This window comes from Prevotella melaninogenica ATCC 25845 (assembly GCF_000144405.1).
GTDB classification, from domain to species: domain Bacteria; phylum Bacteroidota; class Bacteroidia; order Bacteroidales; family Bacteroidaceae; genus Prevotella; species Prevotella melaninogenica.
Map to the genome: position 1 here is coordinate 922,465 of NC_014370.1, position 23,155 is coordinate 945,619.

The window sequence follows — 23,155 nt, forward strand, 5'->3', positions numbered from 1 at the left end:
CGTCTGTCAGCTTTGCTTGATATTTTTTTATGAGAAGTCTATTGAGGCTATTTAATCAATAGTTCCTGCACCTCCACATCGATGAGTTTGGCTATCTGGAGCAAAGTTTCGATGTTGGGCTGGGTCGTGTTGGTACACCACTTGGAAACGGTAGTGGGGTTAATGCCCAACTGTTCGGCAAGCCACTTGTTGGTGCGCTTATGCTCAACAAGCACGACCTTGATTCGATTGATGTCTTTTGCCATGTCGCTTAGGAATTAAAATGCTTACGGCACAAATATAATGAAATTTTCCGAGAGAAGCCTCTGCATATTATAGATAATGTGGAATTTTCCTTCATTTTGTTGTTTTGACCGCCAAACAACCTCCTCTCTCATCGTGAAAGACTACTTTTTGTGGAATGATGCAGAATGGTTGCGCTGTTGAGTGTTTACTTTGCAAGCAGAAACAAATATAGTTCTCATTTAATACTAATCGGTTATGAAGAAACCACTGTTAATGATTGCCTTTGTTATGGCAACCGTGTGTGCGAATGCGCAGATTATGCGTGTAGATGAGTTGGAGAAGTACGTCAAGGAGAAGTATGGCGACAAGTGGACAGAAGCTGCCACCAACATCTCGAAGAGCATTGAACTCGACAAGAACAACGCAATGACCTTCGTGCAAGTTATCTCGTGTGACGGGCAGTCAGCGGAGCAGCTGTACGTGAACCTTAACTACTGGTTTACCGCAACCTTCAACGATGCCAACTCTGTGATCAAGTTGAACGACAAGGAGAGTGGTGTCATCATCGCGTCGGGCTATATGGCCGACATCGCCGGTCATGCAGGAGGAACGAACTCTTACAATGTGAGTATCAAGCCTGTGATTAGAGCGGATATCAAGGAAGGTAAGATCAGGGTAACTTACTCCATCGACCACTATGACGTGACGGTGCTTGCCGGAGGTGGAATCATGGGGGCACTTGCAGGCTCTATCCCTACAAGGGTTGAGGAGAAATGGGTACTTGACAAGTGTTATCCGTTCACGGAGAAAGATGTCCATCATGCCAAGAAAACATCAAGCAAAGCGCTCGTGATGTCTTACGCTTACTCGAATGTATTGCTCGACAAGATTGAAGAAGCTGCCAAGCATGGGCTTGTGGGCAACGAAAATGACAACTGGTAAAAAAGTTCCTGCAGCTGATAACTGTAGGAACTATATGTTTTTTTTATGAGCTAACCTCTCAACTTAAATCAGGTCTTTTAGTTCATCTATTACTTCTTTTATTTCGTTTGAATGAATACTTCCATCTTCATGGTCCCTCGTAGTAAATAAGTTTTCTCCTTTTACAAATCCTATAGACTCATAGAATTTACATTTTCTTTCCCAAGATTCTCTATAACCAGGGTTGTCAAGCATTCCTAGATGCTCCCAGATTATCGTATCACCAGATGCATCTTCGAACGTAAAATCAGGAATACATCTTCTTCCATTTTCTTGCAGTAATTTCTCATATTCAAATTTTATTCCTTGTTCATAAAGCATATTAGCAATAATAACTTCAGACTTACTCCTTACAATAAGTCCACTTTCGGTTGTATGAATAAGGCCTTCAACATACGGAATCTTATCAATATTGTCTCGAACAGAAAAATTAAATAAATTGGAATTTCTTCTTGCCAAGACTGACTGTTGAGGTTTAGTATATTCCATTAACCATGAGATACTATCTTGTACCAATAATATTAATTTCTTTTTGGCTCTTGTTAGTGCTGTATAAATAAGCTCACGCGAAAGAATCCTTCCTCCTTTTGGCAAAACAACTAAAACACAGTCAAAATCACTTCCTTGCGACTTGTGAATAGAAATAGCATAAGCTAATTCAATTACAGAATCCTTCTCGTCTGTTTTCGATGGAAAGTACGTAAATGTCTCATTAGGTATTCCTGCGAAAACGACGGATGCCCTTTTATCATTATTATTAGCATAGGAAACAAAACCAATTTGCCCATTTGACAATTGCTTTTCTTCTTTAGAAGGATAACTATTTCTTTTTTCATTAAGAAGTTGAATTACCTTATCACCATAAAAGATGAAATTTGGCGCTATCTCAACTGAAAGTTTTCTGTTAGTATTTCCAACCCATTCTTGAAAATTAGTATTCAACTGATAAGTTCCCCATACTGGGTTTATAACAGGTGATAAAACTTGGAATCTTTCGACACAATCAGGATTAGTCTTGGCAAAGTTCAAATCTGTAATCCCAATAGAATCCTTGATTCTGTCCTTCAAGTCTAATTCTGGATTTGGTAACTCTTTAACCAGAACTTCCTGTAGTTTGTCTTTCAAATCATTTTCGTTATTCCAAGTATAGACGGATAAATCCTTATCTAATTTTTTATCGATTATTTTTTCAAATATTTGATCTGCATCCTTTACCGGCTTTTCCCCGGAGAACCAAGAAGCTAATGATAATATATCGGAGTCTCCTGTTCTAATAGTTCTAACAACAGTTTTGAGGTGAGTTATGGCTTTTTCATTATTATTATCAAGAAAGTTACATAAATCAGCAAAAGTACGTCCCGGCCCAATAGGCGGTAATTGAGATGGATCGCCAATAAATATGATTCGTTGTACATACTTTAGATCCAAAGCATTGAGTAGAACGTAGAAGTCATTGCATGTAAGCATGGAGCATTCATCTACAATAATATTTTTTGCTTTTGCATACCCCTTATTTTCTAAGTTGGCAGGAACAAAAGCCTCCATCTTTGACCAATTAAAGAAACCTCTTCTAGATAGGAATTGCGCTAATGTATAGGCTTGAATGTTTTCTGCCATTTTTCCTAACCGAACCCTTGCTTTTCCCGTAGGAGCTAAAAGTAGTACGCCTTCTTCTTTTATCTGCTTGGAGCTTAAAAAGGCTTGTACTACAGTAGTTTTACCAGTGCCGGCAGGACCGGTCAGAACAGACAATCTTTTGTCACTGAACATTTTTAAGGCTCTTATCTGGTCTTCTACTGCGGAACGACTTCGCTCATTGTTAGCATCATAGCCTTCTATCGAGTTGATAACTAGCGAATCCCAATCTTCATTTAAGGGAACTTTTACAGACTTTGAAGCTCTTGCTTTAAACTTTTTCCTCAAAAATTCCTCTGCGTTACTATAATATTTGAGTTGTATTGCTCCATATTTGTCTTCTGGAGTTATATATGTCAATATAGTCTGCATAAAGTTCCTGTTTGTCAGTAGGTAGTTTACCGGCAGTTGTAAGCTATCACTGGACAACGTGTTCTTTATTGATCTTTCAAGTTCATTGACAGACAACAAGGTGTCGCCATTTTGTAAAGCAGCCTTTAATTGATAAACTACCAAAGAACGGATTCTTCTTTTATCAATCATTGTTTCTACAAGAGAAGGATTTTTAGGAGTCCACTGCCCCTGAAGGTTAGGGTCTGAAATGACTCCAAGATCAATCATCTCTGTGGTGACGACATTCTCCTCGCCTAAACTACAATCTTCACTTATGATATATGGATTCTCAAGTAGTTCTGTATATTTTTCTGGGTGCCCGTACCATTTCTCTATAATATCCGATGTAATTTCAAAACGAGACAAGAGTGATAATACATTACGTGATTCTTCAGAAATGCTTTTCCACGTGTCTTTATACAAAGGTAACTCACATTCGTATACAATATCTTTCAGAGATATCTTTCCTGACATTAATTGATCAAATGCTAACCAAGGATTATCTTTTGATTTGCAAAAACCATTATTACGAAGATCCTGTTCTATTATATAGGCATAATTTACTCCTATCGCACGTAAAGATTCAGCAAAAGAAGGGAATGGACCGATTAGATCCTTTACTTTTGCTATCTGCTCATCTATCCATAAAATCTGCTTTTTCCAATTCCCCCCTACGAGCTTATGTTCTATAACTTTTTCTAAACATTTTCTAGCAGCATCTAAAATAATGAGCATGCTATGGCTGCTTATATAATTACACCCATAGGAAAGTTCATTGAAAATCCGTTGACTATTGCCAAGTTTATCTAATGATAGTTTTATTTCACTGACTACTTCTTCCTTCTTCTTGCCTGTGATTTTATTTATATAGTCATCGTCCAAATCTAAATATTCATGATATGGAAGAAGGAAACCCTCAGATTTGTCTAAATTTTGACGTATTCCATGCTCAAATATTAGATCCCAAAAAGGATATGTATATTCAGCCTTTGAATCGTAACTCTTTATCTCATGAACCCTTTTAACGTTTCCCATTCCTACAATCAATCTAGAACAGTCCTCATCAACGGGGTTCCCATTTTTGCAATAAAAAACAGCTATAGAGGAATCTGGGATAATATTTGATGAAAATTTTTTAAGAATGGCGTATTGACGTTCTCTGCCAAACACCCAACTTGTACGGAAAGTCGCCTCTTCATCTTTTGGCAAATTTGGGTACCTCTTGTCTAATTCTTCTTGGCTGTCCTTATTTAAATACTTGAAAGGAATTCCAAAGACACTATAGGGATTCAATGAAATCTCTGTTGGCAACAATTTGCTCTGTGGGTTATTTTTATTCCAAGCATAAACATGAGTAAATGTTCGATTAAAAGACTTCTCACTCATAAAGCCCCCATTTTCAGTCATACATGCTGGCATATCTTGGCTTGAAAGTTCAAAGAAGGTTTTGCCCGAAAGACTTTGTTCTTTTTCAATATCCTTTTTTTCTGATATATTATGGAGCATCATGCAAAATGGGTTGTTTTTTGGACAGTTACAAACCGAGCCATTCCATTTTTTATCATGCCATGGTACTCTGATAGAAATATGTTTCATCTGTTTTCTAAAAAATATCGACTATGTTGATAATTCAAATTAATTGTTAGTCATTGTCTTAACCAAGAGCTCTCGAATATCAATTTTAAGCAATTTTGCTATTTGATGGAGTGTCGGTAGATCAGGCTGTGAACTATTAGTACACCACTTCGATACAGTTGCAGGATCTTTTCTAATTGTTCTGCCAACCATTTACCAGTTTGACCAACATCAGCAAGTGCGCCTTTAATTCTATTAATCTTTTCCATTTGTCAAAAATTGATATTAGACGCAAATATATAAAAATTCTGTCATATTGTTAGATGATTGTGCCATTAATTCATGGTTGACTGTATTTTTCGTTGATTTATACGATATAGCTAATAGATTTTTCGTATGAGCCTTTAATGGATAGTTTTTCAAAGAGAGATCAGTATCTGATAACTGTTATTGGAGATATTATCTCAAGGTTACGTCATGGTGCTTCTAAAGCACAGGCAATAGAAGGAGTACAGGATATTGTTAATGGGGTTGATTCCTTATCTTCTAATGATTTTGGTGGGTACATATTCCATGCTTGGCAATGTTTCAAGAAGAGTTGAGACTATACTTCTGCCCTTCACAATGGCTATGTATGATTACTATGGTAATAAACATTTGCTTGCTTTTTAACCGGTGCTTTAGCAGAAGCTATGTACGGGTGTGAATATGGAATGATTAAACAGAAATATTCGGAAAATTGGTTCTTTCCTATTCAGATACCAAAGGCTATTTTATCTACATACCGCACAGAGTTTGAGAAGTTCAGAGAGATTGACGAACGGAGATTATTCTTTCCCAAGAACAGTGTGCTCACAAATGTAGAACTGCATCATTGGGAAGACATGAAGATTCGGATGTCGTTGCTGAACTTTTCTGTCTCCCTAAAAGATAAAATTATGAAATCTCACTATACCGATTGGGATAATCGATATGGAATCTATTTGGATGACGGATGATTCTATGTGTACCGAAGTCATATATTACTTAATCGTTTTCAATTGTATAGTGAGGATGGAAAGAATTATAATATCCATCACTTACAGAAATCTGAAGCAGAACAAGCAGGAGAAATATCTTTCGAGGAAGCTATTTATTCTGAGCGTTTTCACTTCCTCGATTAGTATTTATAGGCTCTTTTCAAGGCTCATTACCTTTGAGATATAACTACCATCTTCCGCATAGCCAATCCTGTTCAGGAAGTCGTAGTAGTTGCCACCTTTGTACTTGTACTGTACATAGTCCTTGTAGGCCTTAACGCTTTCTTCCCATGAGTTGTAGGTATAGTAGCTGCCATTGCTGGGGCGACGTAGTCCGAAGAGGTTGTTGTTCTCTAAGCATACCCGGGAGGTAAAGTAGCCTGTTTCAAGCAGAGCCTGTGCTGCTACTATCTGTGGGAACTTTACATCAAATTGCCTTAATGTGGCCATCAGATTCTCGATGTTCAACTCTTTGTCGGGCTTTGTCCCGAATCTGACGCATGCCATCTTATCCTGTAGCTGTGTGATGTAACCTTTAAGATAATCCACGAAAATATTGGGATCGACGCTCTTCCCACCTTTCCTGATTCGGATATGGAGATGTGGACCGGTGCTTTTACCGGTGTTCCCTGATATTCCCACGATGGTTCCTGCCGACACTGCATCGCCCTCCTTTACGGTTATCTGGTCAAGATGGCCGTATAAACACTCAAAGATGCCATGCTCTAAGATGATATAGTTGCCGTAGCCTCTGTTCCCGAAATGTACTTCCTTGATGATACCGGGCAGCATCGCATAGACCCTTGCATGGTTACATTCGAGGTCGATGCCATTATGGAAAGCCGTGCATCTTCTTACTGGATCTTTCCTGTAACCGAAAGCAGAGTTGAGTTTCAAGAAGTCGAGCGGCAGGCAGACGTTCATACGCTGGCTGATCAGATTGAAAAGCAGGGAGTCCTTCACATTGACAAACAGTGGTACATCCTTCTCGATGGTGATCTCCAAGCCACGACCTGTTTGAAAGGTTACGTCAGGTGTTTTTGTGTCTATGCTATCCGCTTTTTTCTTTGTAACTGTTTGTCTTACAGGTCTTACCTGTGCGTGAGGCTCCTCAGTACGGAGGGTGTAAAACTGCGCTACCATCTTCATACTGATTGCGGTAGCGACGAAAACCAATAGAAATAATCTGTATCGTCTCATCTTATCGTCTTGCTTTTTGATAATTTTGTTTGGTGAGAAGCGCAAGTCTTCTCTCGACAAATTTACCGATAAACATTCAACGTATGGAAAATGTGATGACTTTTCAAGCTCAGGGAGCAGTCTTAGAGAAACTGATGCAGCTGGGTATCGACAGCGAAAAACTGGAGTTAATGCCTGACGCTCTGAAAGTTCCGCTGCTTCGTGGGGAGGTAACGCCTGTCTTCGTGGCAAACATGGGAACAGTAAATGGCAAGGTGATACAGTTACCGCTTAAAGCCCAGTTCGTGCTGGATGAAAACGACCAAGTGATGCTGATGACTTATCCGCTTCGCCGGGAGATTGCCAACGAGCTGAATCTCAATCAAACTGAACTCCGGCGTGTGCAGTCGGGCGATGTAGTCCGTAAGGAGGTGGACGTGGAGGGAGAAAGGAAAGTAAAATTTATCCAGTTGGATAAGGAAACCAACTCGCTCATGCACCGTGACGTGGCCAGTGTGTCTATCGAATCGGAACTGATGACACGGGACAAGGTGAAGGACATCGAACTCGGGGCTAACCAGAAGGAGGCTCTGCAGGAGGGAAAGCCCGTGGAGCTTTCGCTCGGCGACACTAAGGTAACGGTGGGTGTGGACCTGCGTGAGCCACAGGGCTTCAAGGTGGTCAATGGCGACATGAAGGAATGGGAACGCCTTCAGCAGATGCGCTACGATGATACCCACGAGGATTTTATAGGGTATGTGATGACCGACGAGAACCGCTGGGAATACCAGAAGGTGGTGGAACGCCAGACAATGACCAACAACCCCTCTGAGTCTATCGAAAAGAAACAGCGTACTGGCTTGATACGATAACTCCGGACTAAGAACCATTCTCCCAAACAAGGGATTCTTTAATATTCTGCTCCCGGCTTGTCACTTTCATAAGAGCCAGCGAGTGCTTTAACATTCTTCTTTGTTGGCGAGTTCTTCTGTTGTAGAACCGTAGCGTTAAAGCATATCACGACAAGCAAGGTGGGTAGAAAGAAATACAAAAATCTTGATTACGACTACATCGTCAGCTCCGTGGCTGGCTATGCCAAGGTTGCTCCCATTGCCCGAAAGGTAAAGGCTGGGGACGATATGGCCATTGCCAAGGCAGCAGCGATGATGACGGCTGCCGTCAGGAATGTCATGCCTAAGGACAAGCAGGTGGTACTGGTACCCATTCCCAACCGCACGGGCAGGGCGGGTTACACCAAAACGCTTGCCGAGAAAATCAGCGAGGCACTGCATCTACCTGTCATCGACGCATTAGCAAGCAATACCCACGAGCCGCTTTATCTGGTGAAGAAAGCCAATGGCTCGATCGATGAAGTGCCGCTCTACTTCTATCGCATCCGAAGGGTGCCCAGAGACAAGATACCCATTCTCATTGATAATGTACTCGACACCGGGCACACGGCAATGGCTGCCTATGAAGCGATAGGCAGGCAGGACACGCTGATGGCGGTGCTCGGTGATACGCATAAGTTCACGCCCAACAAATGGAAAACGGATATTTACCCTTTAATTGACAACAATATGGCAAGCAAGAAAAAAGAAGAGGTGCAACAGCAAGCTACCCCGAAGGAAGAGCCGAAGGCTCAGACTGAGAAAAAAGCTGCAAAGAAAACCGCGAAGCTCCCGAAGTCAAAGACGCTGGCAGAGCTGTACGAGAACATGAAGGAGAAGCATCCTGATGCCGTCCTGCTCTTCAGGACGGGAGATTTCTACACGGCCCTGAACGCTGATGCCTCCAAGGTGGCTGACACCTTGTCCATCAAGCCAACAAAACCGGCAAAGGCAGAGGACGGCCCTCTGCAAGTCACATTCCCTCATCATGCTTTGGACACAAACCTGCCAAAACTCATCCGTGCCGGTCTTCGAGTGGCCATCGTGGACAGTCTGGAGAAGAAACAAAGCGTAGAGAAATCCACATCGGTAAAAACGGAAACAAAAGCACAGGAAACAAAAGTGCAGGAAAAGAAAGAGGAAGGAAAGAACGTGGACAAGTCGGCTTCCGCCAAACAGGAGCATCAGCCGCGTGAGCCGCAGATGGTAACGGTCAATGGCGACAAAGTTTCCCATGCCCATGCCTTCCAGTCCAAGGTGAATCCTGCCGACTGGTTCTATGTGGCTCAACTCAACGGCAAGCAGCTCAACCCTATGAAGATGGACGCTGCCGACATCGCAGCCTATCAGAAACGGGAGGCGAAGGTGGAGGACATGATGCAGAAGTATTATCCTACCAAGTTGGCTCCCAAGGTGTCGGTGGAGGAATACAAGGCTGCCAACATTCTTTCCAATGGTAGGGTCATCGACAAGATGACGGTGTATAAGGAGAAGGACGAGCAGCGTGCCGACTATGGCAAGTACAAGCTCTACGCACAGGTGGGCGACCAGCGCATGTCCGTACCCATGACCAAAGCGGACCAGAGTGCTTTCTTCGACCGCGTGACGACACCGGCGGCATTGGTAGAAAAGAACTTTGGTGAACGGCTGCACCTGGCATCCGCCTACGCCATCTATCAGCTCCCAGCCAACATCAAGGTGGAGGACATCCGGGTGGCGAAGGACAACATGGACGGTAAGTGGAAGATTTCGGCTGCCGTGGGCGAAAATGGGCGCACGGACAAGAAAGCAATTTCCTTTGACGACGGCTTTTCTCTCTTCCAAGCCAAGACCGTCACACGGGAGCAGCTGGCCGCCAAATATCTCTCGGACGACATCAAGGTGCTGTCGGGACAGAAACAAGCCATCAGCAACGGACTGAAGATGTAGAGCTTGGTTATGGTATAGTGAGTATGAATTACAAAATACAGGCAAAATAAAATCAAAGAAAATGGCATATAGTTTTGAAGAGCTGGTCCAGCTCAAACAGGACAGACGGATCGGGTGGCTGCAGTTCACGCTCGAAGGCGAGCATGCGGACGGCTTCATGCAGTGGTGCAAGGAACACAACACGCATCCGAGTGAAGATACCGCAGAGTTCTACATGGAGTCGGTGGAACTGAGTATGCAGGACAAGCAAATCTTGGCAGAGGACGACTATGACTACAGCTGGAACTGAAACAAAGACGCTCGGTCAGAAAGCCGTGGACAGGTTCACGGAGATGATGATTGGGCGCATGGAACAGATGAAGTCCGTGGGCTGGCACAAGGAGTGGATAGGCGGTGCCACCGCCCCCGGTGCCATGCCTCAGAATGTGTCCGGGCGTGGATATTCGGGAAGTAACTCTTTCTTCCTCCAACTGGACACGGCTCTCCGTGGCTACTCAATGCCCGTGTATCTCACCTTCAAGCAAACCAATGACTTGGGAGCGTATGTCAAGAAGGGCGAGTCGGCCATGCCGGTGCTCTACTGGGACATCATGGCAAGGGACAAGGACGGACGCAAAATCACCAAAGACACCTACCGCAAGATGAGCCTTGCGGAGCGGATGCAGGTGCAGACCATTCCATTCCTAAAGGCCTACAATGTGTTCAATGTTGATCAGACCAATCTGGCTGAGGTGAAGCCTGATAAGGTGGAAGCACTCAAAAAGCTATTTGCACCGCCTGAACTGCGTGATGCAGAGGGGATGTTTACAAGCAAGGCACTCGACCGTATGTTTGAGAAACAGGAGTGGATTTGTCCTATCCAATATGACAAGCAGGTACCCGGTGCATACTTTTCTCCCTCCAAGGACATCATCGTCATTCCAAGGAAAGAACAGTTCAACATCGGCAAGACACCGGAGGAAGTGTATAAGGACGGTATGGAATACTACTCCACGGCCCTGCACGAGATGGCTCACTCCACGGGTACGGAACCTCGGCTGAACAGGGGCAGTCATGAGAAGTTCGGAGACGCAATGTATGCCAAGGAGGAACTGGTAGCTGAGCTGACGGCGGCGATGGTGGGCAACTCAATGGGCTTTGACAAGCGCATACTGGACAACAATGCGGCCTACCTCGATGGCTGGATCTCTACCCTCAAAGAGAATCCTAAGTTCATCGTGTCGGTGATTGCTGACGTGAACAAGGCTGCCAACATGGTACTGGAAGAGGTGGACAAGCAGAAGATGGCGTTGGGCGAAGAGCCTTTGCTCGACAAGAATAGGAACCTTTCTGCCGATACCGCCAAGGACAAGATTGTCTTTGAGAACGCTTCGATCATCAAGCAGAATGACGGCGACTATGCGGTGCGTGCCTCGTTCCAAGGCAAGGATTTGGGCATCAAACCAATTGACCGAAATGTGGGCATCCTCTATTTTTCTCTCTCGGAGGAAGCGGAGAAGGCCCGTCTGCTCTCCCATACGCTGGAAAAAAGCTATGGCGATATAATCCTCTCACAAGGACAGCGACGCTCGCATGGTATGAAAATCTAACCTCTTTATACTTGTAGATAGTTATGAAACAGACCGTAAACTTCAAAGACCTGAAAGCCAAGGTCGGCGTGGATGACATTGCCTATTACCTGGGGTATCGCCTCGACCGCTCGGCGGGTGTGGGCAGATATATCGAAATGGTGCTGCCTGACACCACGGGGCATAAGGACAAGCTCATCATCAAGAATCCGAAGGAGAAGGCTTCACAGACCTATTTTCGTCGTAACGGGGCGAAGGGCGGCGATGTGGTGTCGTTGATTCGTGAGAATCTTAACAGCTTTCACGAGTCCGGCAGGAACGAGTGGGAAATCATCGGTAAGGTGATGGCACGCTTTGCCAACGAGCCAATTCCCGACTATGGTGATAGCCAGTATCTCACAAAAGCCGGATATAGCGACAACCGTGTGTTCGATCCGAAACGCTACGAAGTGAAGGAGATAGGCCGTGATTTGTCTGAGGTGATGGCATTCTTTGCCCAACGTGGCATCAAAGAGGAGACGGTGGGTGTCTTCGCTCCATTCATCAAGCAGATAAGGGACAGCTGCCATACCACCTACAAGCAGTTCAACATCGGTTTCTCTTATACGGAGGCTGGCAAGGACAAGGTGGTAGGCTATGAAATCCGTGGCTTCGGCTCATTCAAAAGTAAAGCAGCTGGTACCAACTCGACAACAGGCGCATGGATTGCTGACCTGTCAAGAGGTGGTAATCCAGCGGACATCCGAAATGTGTATTTCGCAGAGAGTGCCTACGACATCATGGCGTTCTATCAGCTGAATCACCTTCGCTTGGATGCTGCTCATTCGGTATTCGTGTCGCTGGGCGGTACATTCTCTGACGGACAAGTCAAAGGCATCATGTCGCATTACCCTGAAGCCAAGGCGATGGACTGTTTCGACAATGACCTTGCTGGGCGCATCTATGGCATCCGTATGGCTGCCCTGTTGGAGGGTATTCGCATGAATATACATAAGGAAGATAGCGAGGTAAAGATTACCATTGGTGATAGGAGCTTTGCCATTCCTAACGACCAGTTGTCGATCCGTGAGCTTCGCAAGCACATCCATATCCGCTATAACGTGGGTGAATGGAAGACTGCCGCAAACTACAAAGACTGGAACGACCAGTTGATGGGTAAACAGTTGGAAGTTGTGGCGGTAAAAAACAAGTTTGCAAGGGACCGAAATCTGGCCGACCGCCGAGAGAAAGGAGTAGGCTTATGAAACGAATTCTTGTGACAATGATGGTTGGAGGCTTGGCCTTCTGCCCAATGCTGGCACAGCAGACGGATCCGACGCTGACGGGCGCCGTGGTAGCGCAGAGCGAGATGCTGAAAAAGATTTTCAAAGACCGCGAGAAGACGCAGAAGAAAATCATTGCAGCGGAAACGGCGGTCACGGTAGCCATGGACAGGATGCACAAGGTAGAGGACAAGATGCTGGAGTATCTTTCCAATGCACAGGGTGCGATGCAGAACCTCTATCAGATTAAGCGGGCAGCGGAATTGACGACGGTAGAAATACCCCGAAACATGAGCCTATTACGCCAGTCGCTGCCCGGTCGTCTGAAAGGAACGGCCATTGCGTTGTTGGTGTCTGATGAGCTGACGGACGCTGCCACGCAGATGGCTTCGCTCTATCCGTTCATGAAGCAGCTGGTGACAAGCGGCACATACAACGTGAGTGGCTATGATGCCACGGGCAAGCCCATCAATGAGAAGCATAAGGTAAACTTGCTCTCTTCGGCGGAACGGTATTACATTGCCAATGAGGTGGTAACGAAACTGGAGACCATCAATACTGACCTTTGGTTGCTGGCATGGCAGGTAAGGACGTACTCGTGGAATGACCTTTGGTTCGGGCTTGATCCAGAAGGCTGGGCCACGGTGATGTCGGGGAAGGCGATTGTGGATGGACTGGTCTATGAGTGGAAATACATCTGACAGGCCTGAATATGGGCAATTTTCTGTACTTTTGCACTCGCTACACTTTGTTATTTCGAGGAGGAGCGGTGCAAACGGAGGGTTGCCAAAGATAGAGTAACATATAACGTAAAGAAATAACAAAATGAGTGATACTGACAATTTACAGACCTGCCCCGTGTGTGGCAGGGGCACAATGGTACATAACGAACAGGAGTGGAAGTGCAGTGAGCAGTCCTGCGGGTTCGTTATCCCTAATCGTGTGTTTAATCTGGAAATGACAGAGGAACTGGTTGCGCAGCTTGTCAAGCATGGCCATACCAATCCGTTGCAGTTACAGAACAGGGACGGCCAGCATTTCAAGGCGGCTCTCGTCATCCGTAATGGAAAGGTAGAGGTCTCGTCGGGTGTGCATTACATCGACGGCGTATGTCCTCTCTGCGGAGGCAGGATTCGCAAGACCTCGAAAGGCTACCGGTGTGAGAACTCCATCGGAGAGCATCCGTCATGCGATTTCATGATTCCGGGCATCATCTGCAACCGCAGGATCACGGAGCAGGATGCCGTGGCGTTCTTGAATGGCAAGCATATCGCTTTGGAGGGCTTTGCCTCGAATGAGTGGAAGATGTTTGCCTCGTCGCTGTCGATAGCCGAGGGCAAGGTGAAGCTGGAATCGCGCATCGCAAAGTGTCCGCATTGCGGGGGAGACCTGCATGTAGGGCTGAAGGCATACAACTGTGCCAATTACCGCAATACCGAACATCCCTGCAAGTTCTCCATCTGGCGTAACATCAGCGGTCATGCCGTGTCGGTGGAGGAGGTGAAGCAGATATGTGAGCAGGGCGTGACGAGGGACAGCATTGAGTTCTACAAGGAAGACGGTACGGTGTACTACAAGCGTCTGCAGCTAACGCCTGAAAAGGACAGAATAATCATGATTTAATTAGTTATTGATGATGAAAAGACAAAGTATTATATATTTAGTGGTGGCATTGTTATGCCTCACTGGTTGTACGAATAAACGTCATGCGTTGAAGCAGTTGGTAGTGGAGAATCTGAAACAGTCGGTGGAATATCCTAAGCAGTTACAGGTGATGGCTATATCAGAACCAGACTCGGCGTTTGGATTCAGCTACTTCTCGCAAAAGGAGAAGGCAGGCATCGTCCGTATCATGAAATCGGTAACGGACAGCATCATGAGGCGAACTGACAATATGCAGTCGCTGGACATCAACGACTTCTACGTGATGGATCTCGCTGAAAGGCAGATGCGTGCCAACTCGGACATCAGGCAAATGCTTAGCCAGGCAACTGACAGGAAGGAATGGACGGGCTGGAAAGTGAAGATCGACTATCAGGCGGTAACACATCATGGCATGAAGTACAATGCTGAGCGGTGGTTCTTCATTAGCATGGACGGCAAGGCGGTAGTAAGGACGTTTGAGTTACCGCTACCATAAAGATATTGGCATTTTTGGTTGAATTGGGTTAATTCTCTTTTGTTTAGGTGGAGATTGTCGTGAGACAGTCTCCATTTTTTGTGTATCATTTCCATGTTTGCAGTTGCCTCCTTGCTACATGTGCTCATTTTCTTTGCAAAGTTACGGCATAGGAAAGAACGGCAAGTACCGCTACGGCTATGCGCAGGAAAATAGACGGCAGCCTTCCCAACAATCATAGATTGGGGTATTCCGTCGATTTTCTGTGCATTACTTGCCTTATCTTTCCCGCTTATACCGTCCTGTTTTGCTCGAAAATTAAGTACCTGCAAGAAGTCTGAAGACTTCACAAAAGGGAAAAGATTAAGTTTAACCTCATAAAATTATAAGTTATGCACGCATGGATTTTTCAATTATCGGAAGAACGCATCGAGGGCTATCTTTGTGAAGATACCTTGTTGCAGGGTGATGGCAGCGATTACGACTACTGTGCCGCCATATCGGAGGAAGAGCGGAAGAGAGCCGTTTGCTCGCTCGTAGATGACATACTGCCATTGGGTATGTTTCACCTCAAAGATGAAACGACGTTGGTGTATCAAGGTGGTTTTGAGCAGTGGAAACGTGAGTGGGTGGAGCGTATTCAGATAAGGGCTGCAAAGGTGAACATGGAAAACGTGATGAACTTTTGCGGTGAGGTGTACCGGCTGGAAAACGAATTACAGAACCCACTCGATACCGCAGCACACTTCTACCTTTGCAATGACGACTATCAGACCTTTGCGGAGAAGTCGGTGGAGTTGATGCGCATGGTGGAGCATCTGACGGAAGGCGACGAGCTTTATATCGGTGGTATCATTGATTTTCATTTTTAAGCGTATGGAGAATATCAGTATTTTTTCGATAGAGGGCGTTGATGCAAGGGAGATTTGCAATGCGCAGTTGGGCGATGCCCTGTTTGCACCTTGTAGTGTGTGCGACAAGTGGAGGGGCGACTATCCATCGGTGGACAATCTGTTTTACGGATATGTGGAGGACGATATTTTCTATAACTACTCCGATGACGAGTTTGAGACCCACGTCAATACGATGTTTGACTAAGTAGAACCAGGAGTGTGCCGAGCTATCGGCATACTCCACAAAAGCAAGTTACAATGAAGAAAACGTATAGTGTAACGGCTCGATACATCTTCGAGGGTACTTTCAAGGTAGAAGCTGAAAGCAGGGAGGAAGCCAAGGATAAAATACTAAAGCATTGTGGCATGGTCATGGACAGTGGCATACAAACCACGCTGCCAGACAATGAGATAGACTGGAATTTCTGTAACCACCCTTATAAGCAGGTGGCCAGAATAAGCAGGGAGAAGTAAGGTACGGCTGGGCATATCAGGCTGGTATACCCGGCTTTCAAAGTCGGGCAGCGGTCACAGTTCGCTGCCTGCTTGGGAGGGAATTGCCCATCGGAAGGATGAATAACAGAGATAAAAAGTCTTGTTTTTGACGCAGAAAACAAGACAATTCGTTGGGAGTACTTTATTTCCCTGAAAGCCGTATCTCGCTATCACGCCATAAATGATCGTGATGGCTCCACACCGCTTTCATCGCTCCGCCGGAACGTAGAGCGACAAGGGAGAGCGGTTAGGTTGTTTTGTGCTGAATGGAGTGCATGGGCAATGGGGGCAGGAAGGATAGGCTACCGCTGTTTCACTTGTCAAGGACTTATCGCCCATGACCACTTCACGGCTCCGCCTATCTTACTTCCTGCTCCATGCCTATGCACACCATATCGCACGCTCTATCCAGTGTAACGCCAGTTTATTGTCGGTGTAACTCACTTTTTCGTTGCACTGACGATAAACTGACTATCTTTACAGGTTTTACCTAACTGCTTTGTGCCCATTTCCCTGAAGGCCGTATCTCCATTCATTGCGCATAGAGCAGCAATCATTGCGATACCGCTTCCATCATTCTTCAGGGACGAAGAATGACAAGGGAGAGAGGTTAGGTCATTCCGTGCGCAGCAAGGCCAGTGATGAGTTGAAGACACCACATTCTATTTCAGACTTGCAGCAAGAAGGTCCGCATCATTGCATGCAGTTCTTCCATTCTATTTTCGGCTCTCTTCAACTCATTACCTGCCATTGCGCACTCGTTTTGCTGTGAGAAATAAACCTTCTTCGGTGGTCATCCATTTCCTTCGCGAAGTTCGCTATTGGCACCTTCTGGTCAAGTACCAGTGCCTTATTTTTCAGGTTTTTAATGGCCGTTCTTAGTTTGGTTGTGGTAAGCTAATAAAAACTTGAAAAATTCCTTGCCGTTGAATGTGTCGTCCAATAGCGACTTATTTGCTCGAAAATCGTTTCCCCGAAGAAGTCGTTAGACTTCACAGGAGGGAAAAGAATCGAAATCAAAGTAACGGGGTGGCTCACCACTGCTCCACAATAGCTTTTTATATGGCAAATCGTTTGATGACGGCAGAACTCGCCGAACAGCTGAAGGACTTCCCCCTTTATTCTCAGGATGGGAAGCAAAAGGACGCTACTTGTGTCTGTGTATTCGAGATTGGACTCATCCGCTGGTATGTACTGGAGGGACAGCCAGAAGGCGATGACTTCACTTTATTCAGTATCGTCGTCGGCATGGCTGAAACGGAGTATGGCTACGCCTCTGTGAAGGAGATGGAAGGCATCACGGTGGATGGCTCACGGTATGGTCTGGGCACGTTGCGCATTAGGCAGGTGCTGAACTTTAAGCCATGCCCACTTGCCGAGATACAGGATAGGCGGCTACAGGACTTTCTGTCAAGGCTATATGAAGAGTAGTAACAAAAGACTTTGCAAACGAGAGCAAAGGGAGCTTACTTCAACTTTGCCGAGTGCAGCTAAGTGAAAAGGCGGAGCTTCCGCCTTTTTATTTTTCATAGGGCATATATTTTTTGGCTGTCTTTTCTGTCTTATTTTTCATAAACACATAAAGTGTTGATATTCAGTAATATAATATTCTTTATTATTGGACAAGACTTAATCTAATTTGACTAAATTAGAAAGATTCTCCACTTCAGCCCTTTTCTAAGACAAGCGATGACAAGTCAAGACAAAACAAGCAGCATATAACCCATTGATAATCAATGACAAGACATATAAGACAATTAAGACAAGCATTTTCGGAGGCCGAAAAGATACCCATTGAACGCTAATTAAGCTTTTCATCGATATTTTTCAAACATAAGGGTGTTTACTTTCATGTATTTTTCACTATATTTGCAATATTAAAACTAAAACAGGTGAATTATGGGAAGAAAGTTAAACTATATCCATCTACTATTCTTTAGCACTATTATTGTAATCCTGCTGATGTCGGCTGGTTGTGAAAGAAAAGCAACTATGGTTTCAAGAGCGAACGGAAGAGGTCATTCCATCATTGATGGAAAATCGGATTCTTTTGTGGATGCCAAGTCTAAAATGACCATCGAACTTGATACCATAGTAAGGGATTGGCATATGCTATTACAAACTGCAGACAATGGCATTAAGATAAAAAATGAGAACTTCTACGATAAAACGCTTTTTGTGACAATTGCCAAAAATGGCAAAACACTTTTCCATCAAAAGGCTGTAACTACGCCATGGCTATTAGGGAGTCCAGATAATGAACGACAACTATATGCCGGACCCCTCTTTGCTGTTTCTAATACGACAGTCTATCTATTTGTAGGTTCATACCTACCTGAAACAGACGATGGATACACTTACATTTTAGCATTCTCTAAAGACGGTAACGTCAACAAATACCTGATGCCACAGAGTTTAGACGAATCAGATTTGGTGACCGAATTTTATTTGTTATATTCCCATGAATGTCTTTACAAACCTTTTGACGCAGAATCTTTACAGCAAATCATCAAGGAATATTGCACCGATGAATTGTTATGGAAAATCAAACAACAAGGCAAATTTGCTATCTTTCCCCCAAAAATAAGCGACAGACATTCTCTCAAGTTTGATATTGCAAGTGAAATGATAGACATAGATACAACTAAAATGCTATTATATAGTAGAATTTATTTCTACAAACGTCACAGTTATCAACCTCTCGACTCCATGAAAGTTGTGCTGAAAGGGCGTAGGAACGAATATAAAGGTGTGAACTATGATAAGATATTGTCCATTAATCATTGATTTGGAAACGATTAATTGTTATTCTCTTCAACAAGTTCCTTTCTGAAAAAGTTGCGAATATAAAAATCCGCCATTACAAGGACTTACACCTTGGTAATGGCGGCTTTGTAAAAAAACGACCCGCACATTTGTATAATGCTTGCTGCATTCGGCAATGTGAAAGTGCACTTTCCATTGCCCTCATTTGCAAACTCATTTGAGCATCGTTGAGAGGCTTGGTGGGTTCTAGCGGTGCAAAGATACAGTATAAATCCTATCTATACAAACCTTTGGTATCTTTTCTTAATGCGTATCTCTTTTATCTTTCAAGAGGTAGTTGATTTTCTGCTCATAAGCATTACGGGCAGGAGTGCCTTTGCTGCCCAACACCTGGTCGAGCATATCTTCATGTGAGTATAGCTTCATCATACGGCTTCTACCTCGCTGGGGAGCAAATGGAGTGAGAGGGCATCCTCTATCTTACATAGTGTCTCGATGGAAAGGTTTTCCTTGCCACGAAGTATCTTCGACACGTACTGCTGCGAGCAGCCCATGCGCCGGGCAAGTTCTGTCTGGGTAAGATGGAGTTCGTCCATCTTGTCGAGCATAAGCATCGCAATACGCTGCGAGTGGCGGAGCCACGACTTGTTGGCCTGGCGGTATTCAGCCGCCTCGCGCCAGCGTGAGGGAGTCTTGCTCTCGTGCGCTTCCAGTTTGTTGATGATTTGGTTCATGTGGCCATCAAGCAACCTCATACTTTTTAATAATGATTCGAAATTGGAATTGCTATTCTGTTTGCAATAGCGGTCTCTACAGCTTGGTAAATTTCAGTTTTCTCCGTCTGAATTGATACCACAAGTGAATACTTTATCTTATTATCGACATTTTCAAGCTTACGCTCTTTCCACCAACCAGGACCTGGGAACACAACAATTTGCCCACAGCTTGCTAACTCTTGTGCCGTACATGAGAACCAGTCTGACTGGACGGTACCTCTTTCTCGACGCTGCTGTCCGATATTCCATCGTGTCGAATTATTGTCACTTGTTTTTTCACCTTCGAGTTTATTGTGGCGAGCCAAGAATTCTGAATCGTTCTCAATTGGAGTTTTTACATCAAAACGCAAAGTGGCTGATGGGTAGCGGTATTTATTGTTCTTTCCGGATTTTCCTGGTGCCGGCTCGACATAGTATGACAGAGTTATACGTAAAGTTACAACTTCATCGTGCATTGCTTCTAGTACGTCTACAGGCCATGGCAAAGCATAGAAATGCATTTCATTGTATGTATTCGTCCCCCCGGACTTGTATGGCTTTAATTCATTTTCAAATACATAAGTTGCATATTTTTCACTGCTATATGCTGCTATATCTTCATCTGGGACGCCATATCCACAGAGTGGTATTATATCTTGAGGTCTTCCGTCATCAATACTTTTCATTTCATCTGTCCAACGAGCTGAATGTACCATCAACGCTCTGATTGACAGCATACTTAAATTAGGATTCTCTACCTTTATCTTTGCTGCAAGACGCGCAGCAAGAGCTGTTGCAGCACTTGTAGCATTAAACGTCTCAAGAGGGGAACGTAAATCATTGCTGGTTGTGATAAGGCACAGATCCTCGTCAGGATATAAACCCATAGATGGACTATATGCCAGATTTCCACCCTCCATTACAATTTCTGGTTTAACTCTTTCTTCATGCCAACTAAACGAAGTACATGAATATGGGGACACTCCTTTAGGGGACGCTATTCCTTTAGCAGTCTTATCTGCAGGTATAGAAAGTTCTGTATATGCGCCAACCGTTAGAGCATTCCATGCCTGAGCAGGACTATTTATAGCATTTGCCTTACATGATTTAATATAATTGGTGGCGTCTACATCATCTTGATATATATTACCAGCAGAAACCAATACTAGGCGATCACATTCTCCACTATGATAAATACTTTCATCAAGAGCAGCTGAACTAGATGTTGGTTTTCCATCATCAGAAATTGAATCTGTTACCGCCATACAATCAATATCAGCTCCCATGTCTTGACTTTGAGATATAGCATCTTCAATAACAGCGCCATAAAATGAAGGGGCTGTGGAGTAATTTGCATCTACAATCTTCACAGAAGCTAAATTATGCTGGACAACTGGTAAATTTCCTCTATCGTATGCCAATTTTTTCAAATCTCCCATGAGAACCAAGCCTGCCATTCCTGTTCCATGATCTATGTGATCTAGGTTATCTTGAACATTGATAGCAGTGGACATACGACTGTCTGGGAGTGCTTGAGCTATTAATGGATGCGCATTATTTACACCGCTATCTAAAATACCTATGTGAACATCAGATTCTTCAAACTGTAACTCGTTTGCAAGTATGTCTGTCCATTCTCGACTGACCTCTGAAGATTCTGTTAAAATAGATGGCTGCTTATAACGGCGGATTTCAGATATGTTTGCCATGTGGTATGGCAATTGTGCAAGAACGGTCTTGTTTGTTGTAATTAGAAAAACATCAACATCCGCAAATTGCAGCCGTTGTTCTATTTGACATTTTATACTCAGGTCATCTAAAACGATCTGAATATCATTGATGTTATAATCATCTGTCTTACAAATCCACAATTCGAATCCCATTTCCTCTGCAGGTCCTAAGGCTTCATATTCGTCATTTGACTCAAATAGGGATTCTATTTTTGCTGATGAAATACCTTGTATTGGAGCGATAAGAGATTCATTGCATGGTTTTTTCTTTTCTGTCTCTGCTGTAGCAAATTTATCAGCCTTCTTATCAAACCAATCTTTATGTTTGTTCGAAACAAAAACTGTTACATCAACATTATCATCCTCTGAATCCTTTTTATGGATCTTCATTATTCGAGCGCCTCTTTGGGTGTCAAGAGATGAAGGTATCATGTTTTGTGGTACGGTAAAATCCAGATAGGCACCATCAGCCGTATGCTGCCCATACTGAAGAAGTGGCTCTTGCTCATTAATTGCATTTGCAAATGCATTAGCATATTGCTGTTTTAATGCATCTGCATGAGCTCTTCTATTATCGTATTGTGGAAATTCTGCTGGAGAGCCACCTCCTTGCGGTTGGGGTGTAAATCCTTTATTCTCAGCTATTTGATTACCTAAGAAGAAATGTTTTTTGTGCATAAAAAATATTACCCGATATTGCGTACCAAAATGCTACGCATATCAAGAACGGTTTTTACAAGATTAATGTTGATAGGTGTATCGTTTAAAAGGGATTCTTTGAATATGTCAGCACAGACCATTTTAATCTCTGCATGACTCATTCCGTCAAACAAAGGCTCGACCATTGAAAAATCAAGATCCTTTGCCGTATATAAATATTCTTTTAAAAGCTTTAGACGTTGTTTTGAATCTGGTAAAGTATATTCTATCACATCATCGAATCTGCGGAACATAGCCTTATCTATTGATTCGATGCTGTTTGTTGCTGCGATAATAAAACTTTCAGAAGAATCTCTTTCTAAGAGCTGTAAGAATGTGTTTAAAATACGACGTTGCTCACCAACTTCGTTGTCCATTCCTCTTTGAGCTCCAATTGCATCAAATTCATCAAAAAGATATACAGCTGGTACTTCGGAGATAAAATCAAAGATATTACTTAGTTTCAACCCGGTTTCTCCCATGAACTTCGTAACAACCTTTTCTGTACGTACTACAAAGAAAGGAAGATTTAGTTCCCTAGACAGAACATTAGCTGTCATAGTTTTACCTGTTCCGGATTCACCATATAACAACAGTTTTCGTCTATTGTCAAGTCCATACTTATGAAGATTGTCTCGTTTCAAATATTCCTTGATGATTCTGTTGATTTTCTCAATGTTCTCATCTGATGTTATGAGACTTTTCAAGTCTTCATCACTTTCAATTTGCAATAAAAGATCTTCTACATCTTTATGCTTCGGAGAAATATGAAGTGGACTAAATGAAGTCTTGGATTTACCGAGTAAATCTTGAATGGTACGTGCTAAAATAACATGACCATTCTTGGCTTCTACAGCTGATATCTGTAAAGCCACCTTCCTGAACTGGGCATCATCATTATTCAAATGATTCCGTATCAGGGATAATACTTGGTCAGAATTAATCATAATTACTAACACACAATAATTCGCTTTGCAAATTTAGTGTTTTATTTGTGTAACGACAAGCTTTCATTGTTAAAACATTACCATACACCTAAATT

23 protein-coding genes and 1 pseudogene are annotated in these 23,155 nt (G+C 43.7%); 16 read left to right on the plus strand and 8 right to left on the minus strand.

What is annotated here, in order from left to right:
* Window positions 1-47: 47 nt before the first annotated feature.
* Window positions 48-245, minus strand: a complete 198-nt coding sequence (locus HMPREF0659_RS03620) for a helix-turn-helix transcriptional regulator (protein ID WP_013265011.1) — start codon at window positions 243-245, stop codon at window positions 48-50.
* Window positions 246-480: 235 nt separating this feature from the next.
* On the opposite strand from HMPREF0659_RS03620, the gene HMPREF0659_RS03625 reads away from it, so the two are divergent.
* Window positions 481-1,167 (plus strand): DUF4468 domain-containing protein, encoded by a 687-nt coding sequence (locus tag HMPREF0659_RS03625; RefSeq protein ID WP_036917858.1) that lies wholly within the window; start codon window positions 481-483, stop codon window positions 1,165-1,167.
* A gap of 63 nt (window positions 1,168-1,230) precedes the next feature.
* Here the strand turns inward: HMPREF0659_RS03625 and HMPREF0659_RS03630 are convergent, their stop codons facing one another.
* Both HMPREF0659_RS03630 and HMPREF0659_RS12360 read right to left on the minus strand, forming a co-directional pair.
* Entirely contained in the window at window positions 1,231-4,830 is a 3,600-nt protein-coding gene (locus HMPREF0659_RS03630) for an ATP-dependent DNA helicase (RefSeq protein WP_013264744.1), read from the minus strand.
* 39 nt (window positions 4,831-4,869) lie between these two features.
* Window positions 4,870-5,078: pseudogene (locus HMPREF0659_RS12360) on the minus strand (helix-turn-helix transcriptional regulator).
* Window positions 5,079-5,522: 444 nt separating this feature from the next.
* Here HMPREF0659_RS12360 and HMPREF0659_RS12245 point away from each other — a divergent pair.
* Window positions 5,523-5,807: a hypothetical protein gene (locus HMPREF0659_RS12245; protein WP_146160280.1), complete on the plus strand. Its 285-nt coding sequence runs from the start codon at window positions 5,523-5,525 to the stop codon at window positions 5,805-5,807.
* Window positions 5,808-5,975: 168 nt separating this feature from the next.
* On the opposite strand, the gene HMPREF0659_RS03640 is transcribed toward HMPREF0659_RS12245, so the two are convergent.
* Window positions 5,976-7,028 carry a peptidoglycan DD-metalloendopeptidase family protein gene (locus HMPREF0659_RS03640; protein WP_013264095.1) on the minus strand — a complete coding sequence of 351 codons (1,053 nt, stop codon included), beginning with the start codon at window positions 7,026-7,028 and terminating at the stop codon, window positions 5,976-5,978.
* 83 nt (window positions 7,029-7,111) lie between these two features.
* Between HMPREF0659_RS03640 and HMPREF0659_RS03645 the strand changes: the two genes are divergently transcribed.
* The 14 genes from HMPREF0659_RS03645 to HMPREF0659_RS03705 all read left to right on the plus strand — a co-directional run bounded on the left by HMPREF0659_RS03645 (window position 7,112) and on the right by HMPREF0659_RS03705 (window position 18,950).
* Window positions 7,112-7,879, plus strand: coding sequence for a DUF4099 domain-containing protein (locus tag HMPREF0659_RS03645; RefSeq protein WP_013264025.1), 768 nt, complete (start codon window positions 7,112-7,114; stop codon window positions 7,877-7,879).
* Between the two features lie 159 nt (window positions 7,880-8,038).
* Window positions 8,039-9,826: a MutS N-terminal domain-containing protein gene (locus HMPREF0659_RS03650; RefSeq protein ID WP_013265032.1), complete on the plus strand. Its 1,788-nt coding sequence runs from the start codon at window positions 8,039-8,041 to the stop codon at window positions 9,824-9,826.
* A gap of 61 nt (window positions 9,827-9,887) precedes the next feature.
* Complete coding sequence (locus HMPREF0659_RS03655) at window positions 9,888-10,115, plus strand: hypothetical protein (protein ID WP_004382186.1); 228 nt, start codon at window positions 9,888-9,890, stop codon at window positions 10,113-10,115.
* On the plus strand, window positions 10,096-11,415 hold the full coding sequence (locus HMPREF0659_RS03660) for an ArdC family protein (RefSeq protein ID WP_013264967.1): 1,320 nt from the start codon (window positions 10,096-10,098) through the stop codon (window positions 11,413-11,415). The genes HMPREF0659_RS03655 and HMPREF0659_RS03660 overlap by 20 nt, the downstream gene beginning before the upstream one ends.
* A gap of 23 nt (window positions 11,416-11,438) precedes the next feature.
* On the plus strand, window positions 11,439-12,638 hold the full coding sequence (locus tag HMPREF0659_RS03665) for a toprim domain-containing protein (protein ID WP_013264375.1): 1,200 nt from the start codon (window positions 11,439-11,441) through the stop codon (window positions 12,636-12,638).
* The gene (locus tag HMPREF0659_RS03670; RefSeq protein ID WP_013264878.1) at window positions 12,635-13,357 is read left to right on the plus strand and encodes a hypothetical protein; all 723 of its coding nucleotides are present in this window, start codon (window positions 12,635-12,637) and stop codon (window positions 13,355-13,357) included. Before HMPREF0659_RS03665 ends, HMPREF0659_RS03670 begins: the two co-directional genes overlap by 4 nt.
* A 124-nt stretch (window positions 13,358-13,481) precedes the next feature.
* On the plus strand, window positions 13,482-14,279 hold the full coding sequence (locus HMPREF0659_RS03675) for a topoisomerase C-terminal repeat-containing protein (RefSeq protein WP_013264795.1): 798 nt from the start codon (window positions 13,482-13,484) through the stop codon (window positions 14,277-14,279).
* Window positions 14,280-14,292: 13 nt separating this feature from the next.
* Entirely contained in the window at window positions 14,293-14,796 is a 504-nt protein-coding gene (locus tag HMPREF0659_RS03680) for a hypothetical protein (RefSeq protein WP_028900031.1), read from the plus strand.
* Between the two features lie 371 nt (window positions 14,797-15,167).
* A complete protein-coding gene (locus tag HMPREF0659_RS03685) occupies window positions 15,168-15,647 on the plus strand; it encodes a BTB/POZ domain-containing protein (RefSeq protein ID WP_013264049.1) in 480 nt (159 codons plus the stop codon).
* A gap of 4 nt (window positions 15,648-15,651) precedes the next feature.
* Window positions 15,652-15,873 carry a hypothetical protein gene (locus tag HMPREF0659_RS03690; RefSeq protein ID WP_013264447.1) on the plus strand — a complete coding sequence of 74 codons (222 nt, stop codon included), beginning with the start codon at window positions 15,652-15,654 and terminating at the stop codon, window positions 15,871-15,873.
* A 53-nt stretch (window positions 15,874-15,926) separates the two neighbouring features.
* Entirely contained in the window at window positions 15,927-16,142 is a 216-nt protein-coding gene (locus HMPREF0659_RS03695) for a hypothetical protein (protein ID WP_013264015.1), read from the plus strand.
* Between the two features lie 577 nt (window positions 16,143-16,719).
* Entirely contained in the window at window positions 16,720-16,935 is a 216-nt protein-coding gene (locus HMPREF0659_RS12805) for a hypothetical protein (protein WP_174254475.1), read from the plus strand.
* Between the two features lie 290 nt (window positions 16,936-17,225).
* Entirely contained in the window at window positions 17,226-17,594 is a 369-nt protein-coding gene (locus HMPREF0659_RS03700; RefSeq protein ID WP_013264841.1) for a hypothetical protein, read from the plus strand.
* A 468-nt stretch (window positions 17,595-18,062) separates the two neighbouring features.
* Entirely contained in the window at window positions 18,063-18,950 is an 888-nt protein-coding gene (locus HMPREF0659_RS03705) for a hypothetical protein (RefSeq protein WP_013264483.1), read from the plus strand.
* A gap of 282 nt (window positions 18,951-19,232) precedes the next feature.
* Here HMPREF0659_RS03705 and HMPREF0659_RS03710 read toward each other — a convergent pair whose 3' ends face one another.
* The 4 genes from HMPREF0659_RS03710 to HMPREF0659_RS03725 are packed head-to-tail and all read right to left on the minus strand — an operon-like array spanning window position 19,233 to window position 23,060.
* The gene (locus HMPREF0659_RS03710) at window positions 19,233-19,358 is read right to left on the minus strand and encodes an XRE family transcriptional regulator (RefSeq protein WP_108235544.1); all 126 of its coding nucleotides are present in this window, start codon (window positions 19,356-19,358) and stop codon (window positions 19,233-19,235) included.
* Complete coding sequence (locus HMPREF0659_RS03715; protein ID WP_025791139.1) at window positions 19,355-19,663, minus strand: helix-turn-helix transcriptional regulator; 309 nt, start codon at window positions 19,661-19,663, stop codon at window positions 19,355-19,357. The genes HMPREF0659_RS03710 and HMPREF0659_RS03715 overlap by 4 nt, the downstream gene beginning before the upstream one ends.
* Before the next feature lie 26 nt (window positions 19,664-19,689).
* Window positions 19,690-22,092, minus strand: a complete 2,403-nt coding sequence (locus HMPREF0659_RS03720) for a S8 family peptidase (RefSeq protein ID WP_013263898.1) — start codon at window positions 22,090-22,092, stop codon at window positions 19,690-19,692.
* An 8-nt stretch (window positions 22,093-22,100) separates the two neighbouring features.
* Entirely contained in the window at window positions 22,101-23,060 is a 960-nt protein-coding gene (locus HMPREF0659_RS03725; RefSeq protein ID WP_025791141.1) for an AAA family ATPase, read from the minus strand.
* Between the last annotated feature and the right edge of the window lie 95 nt (window positions 23,061-23,155).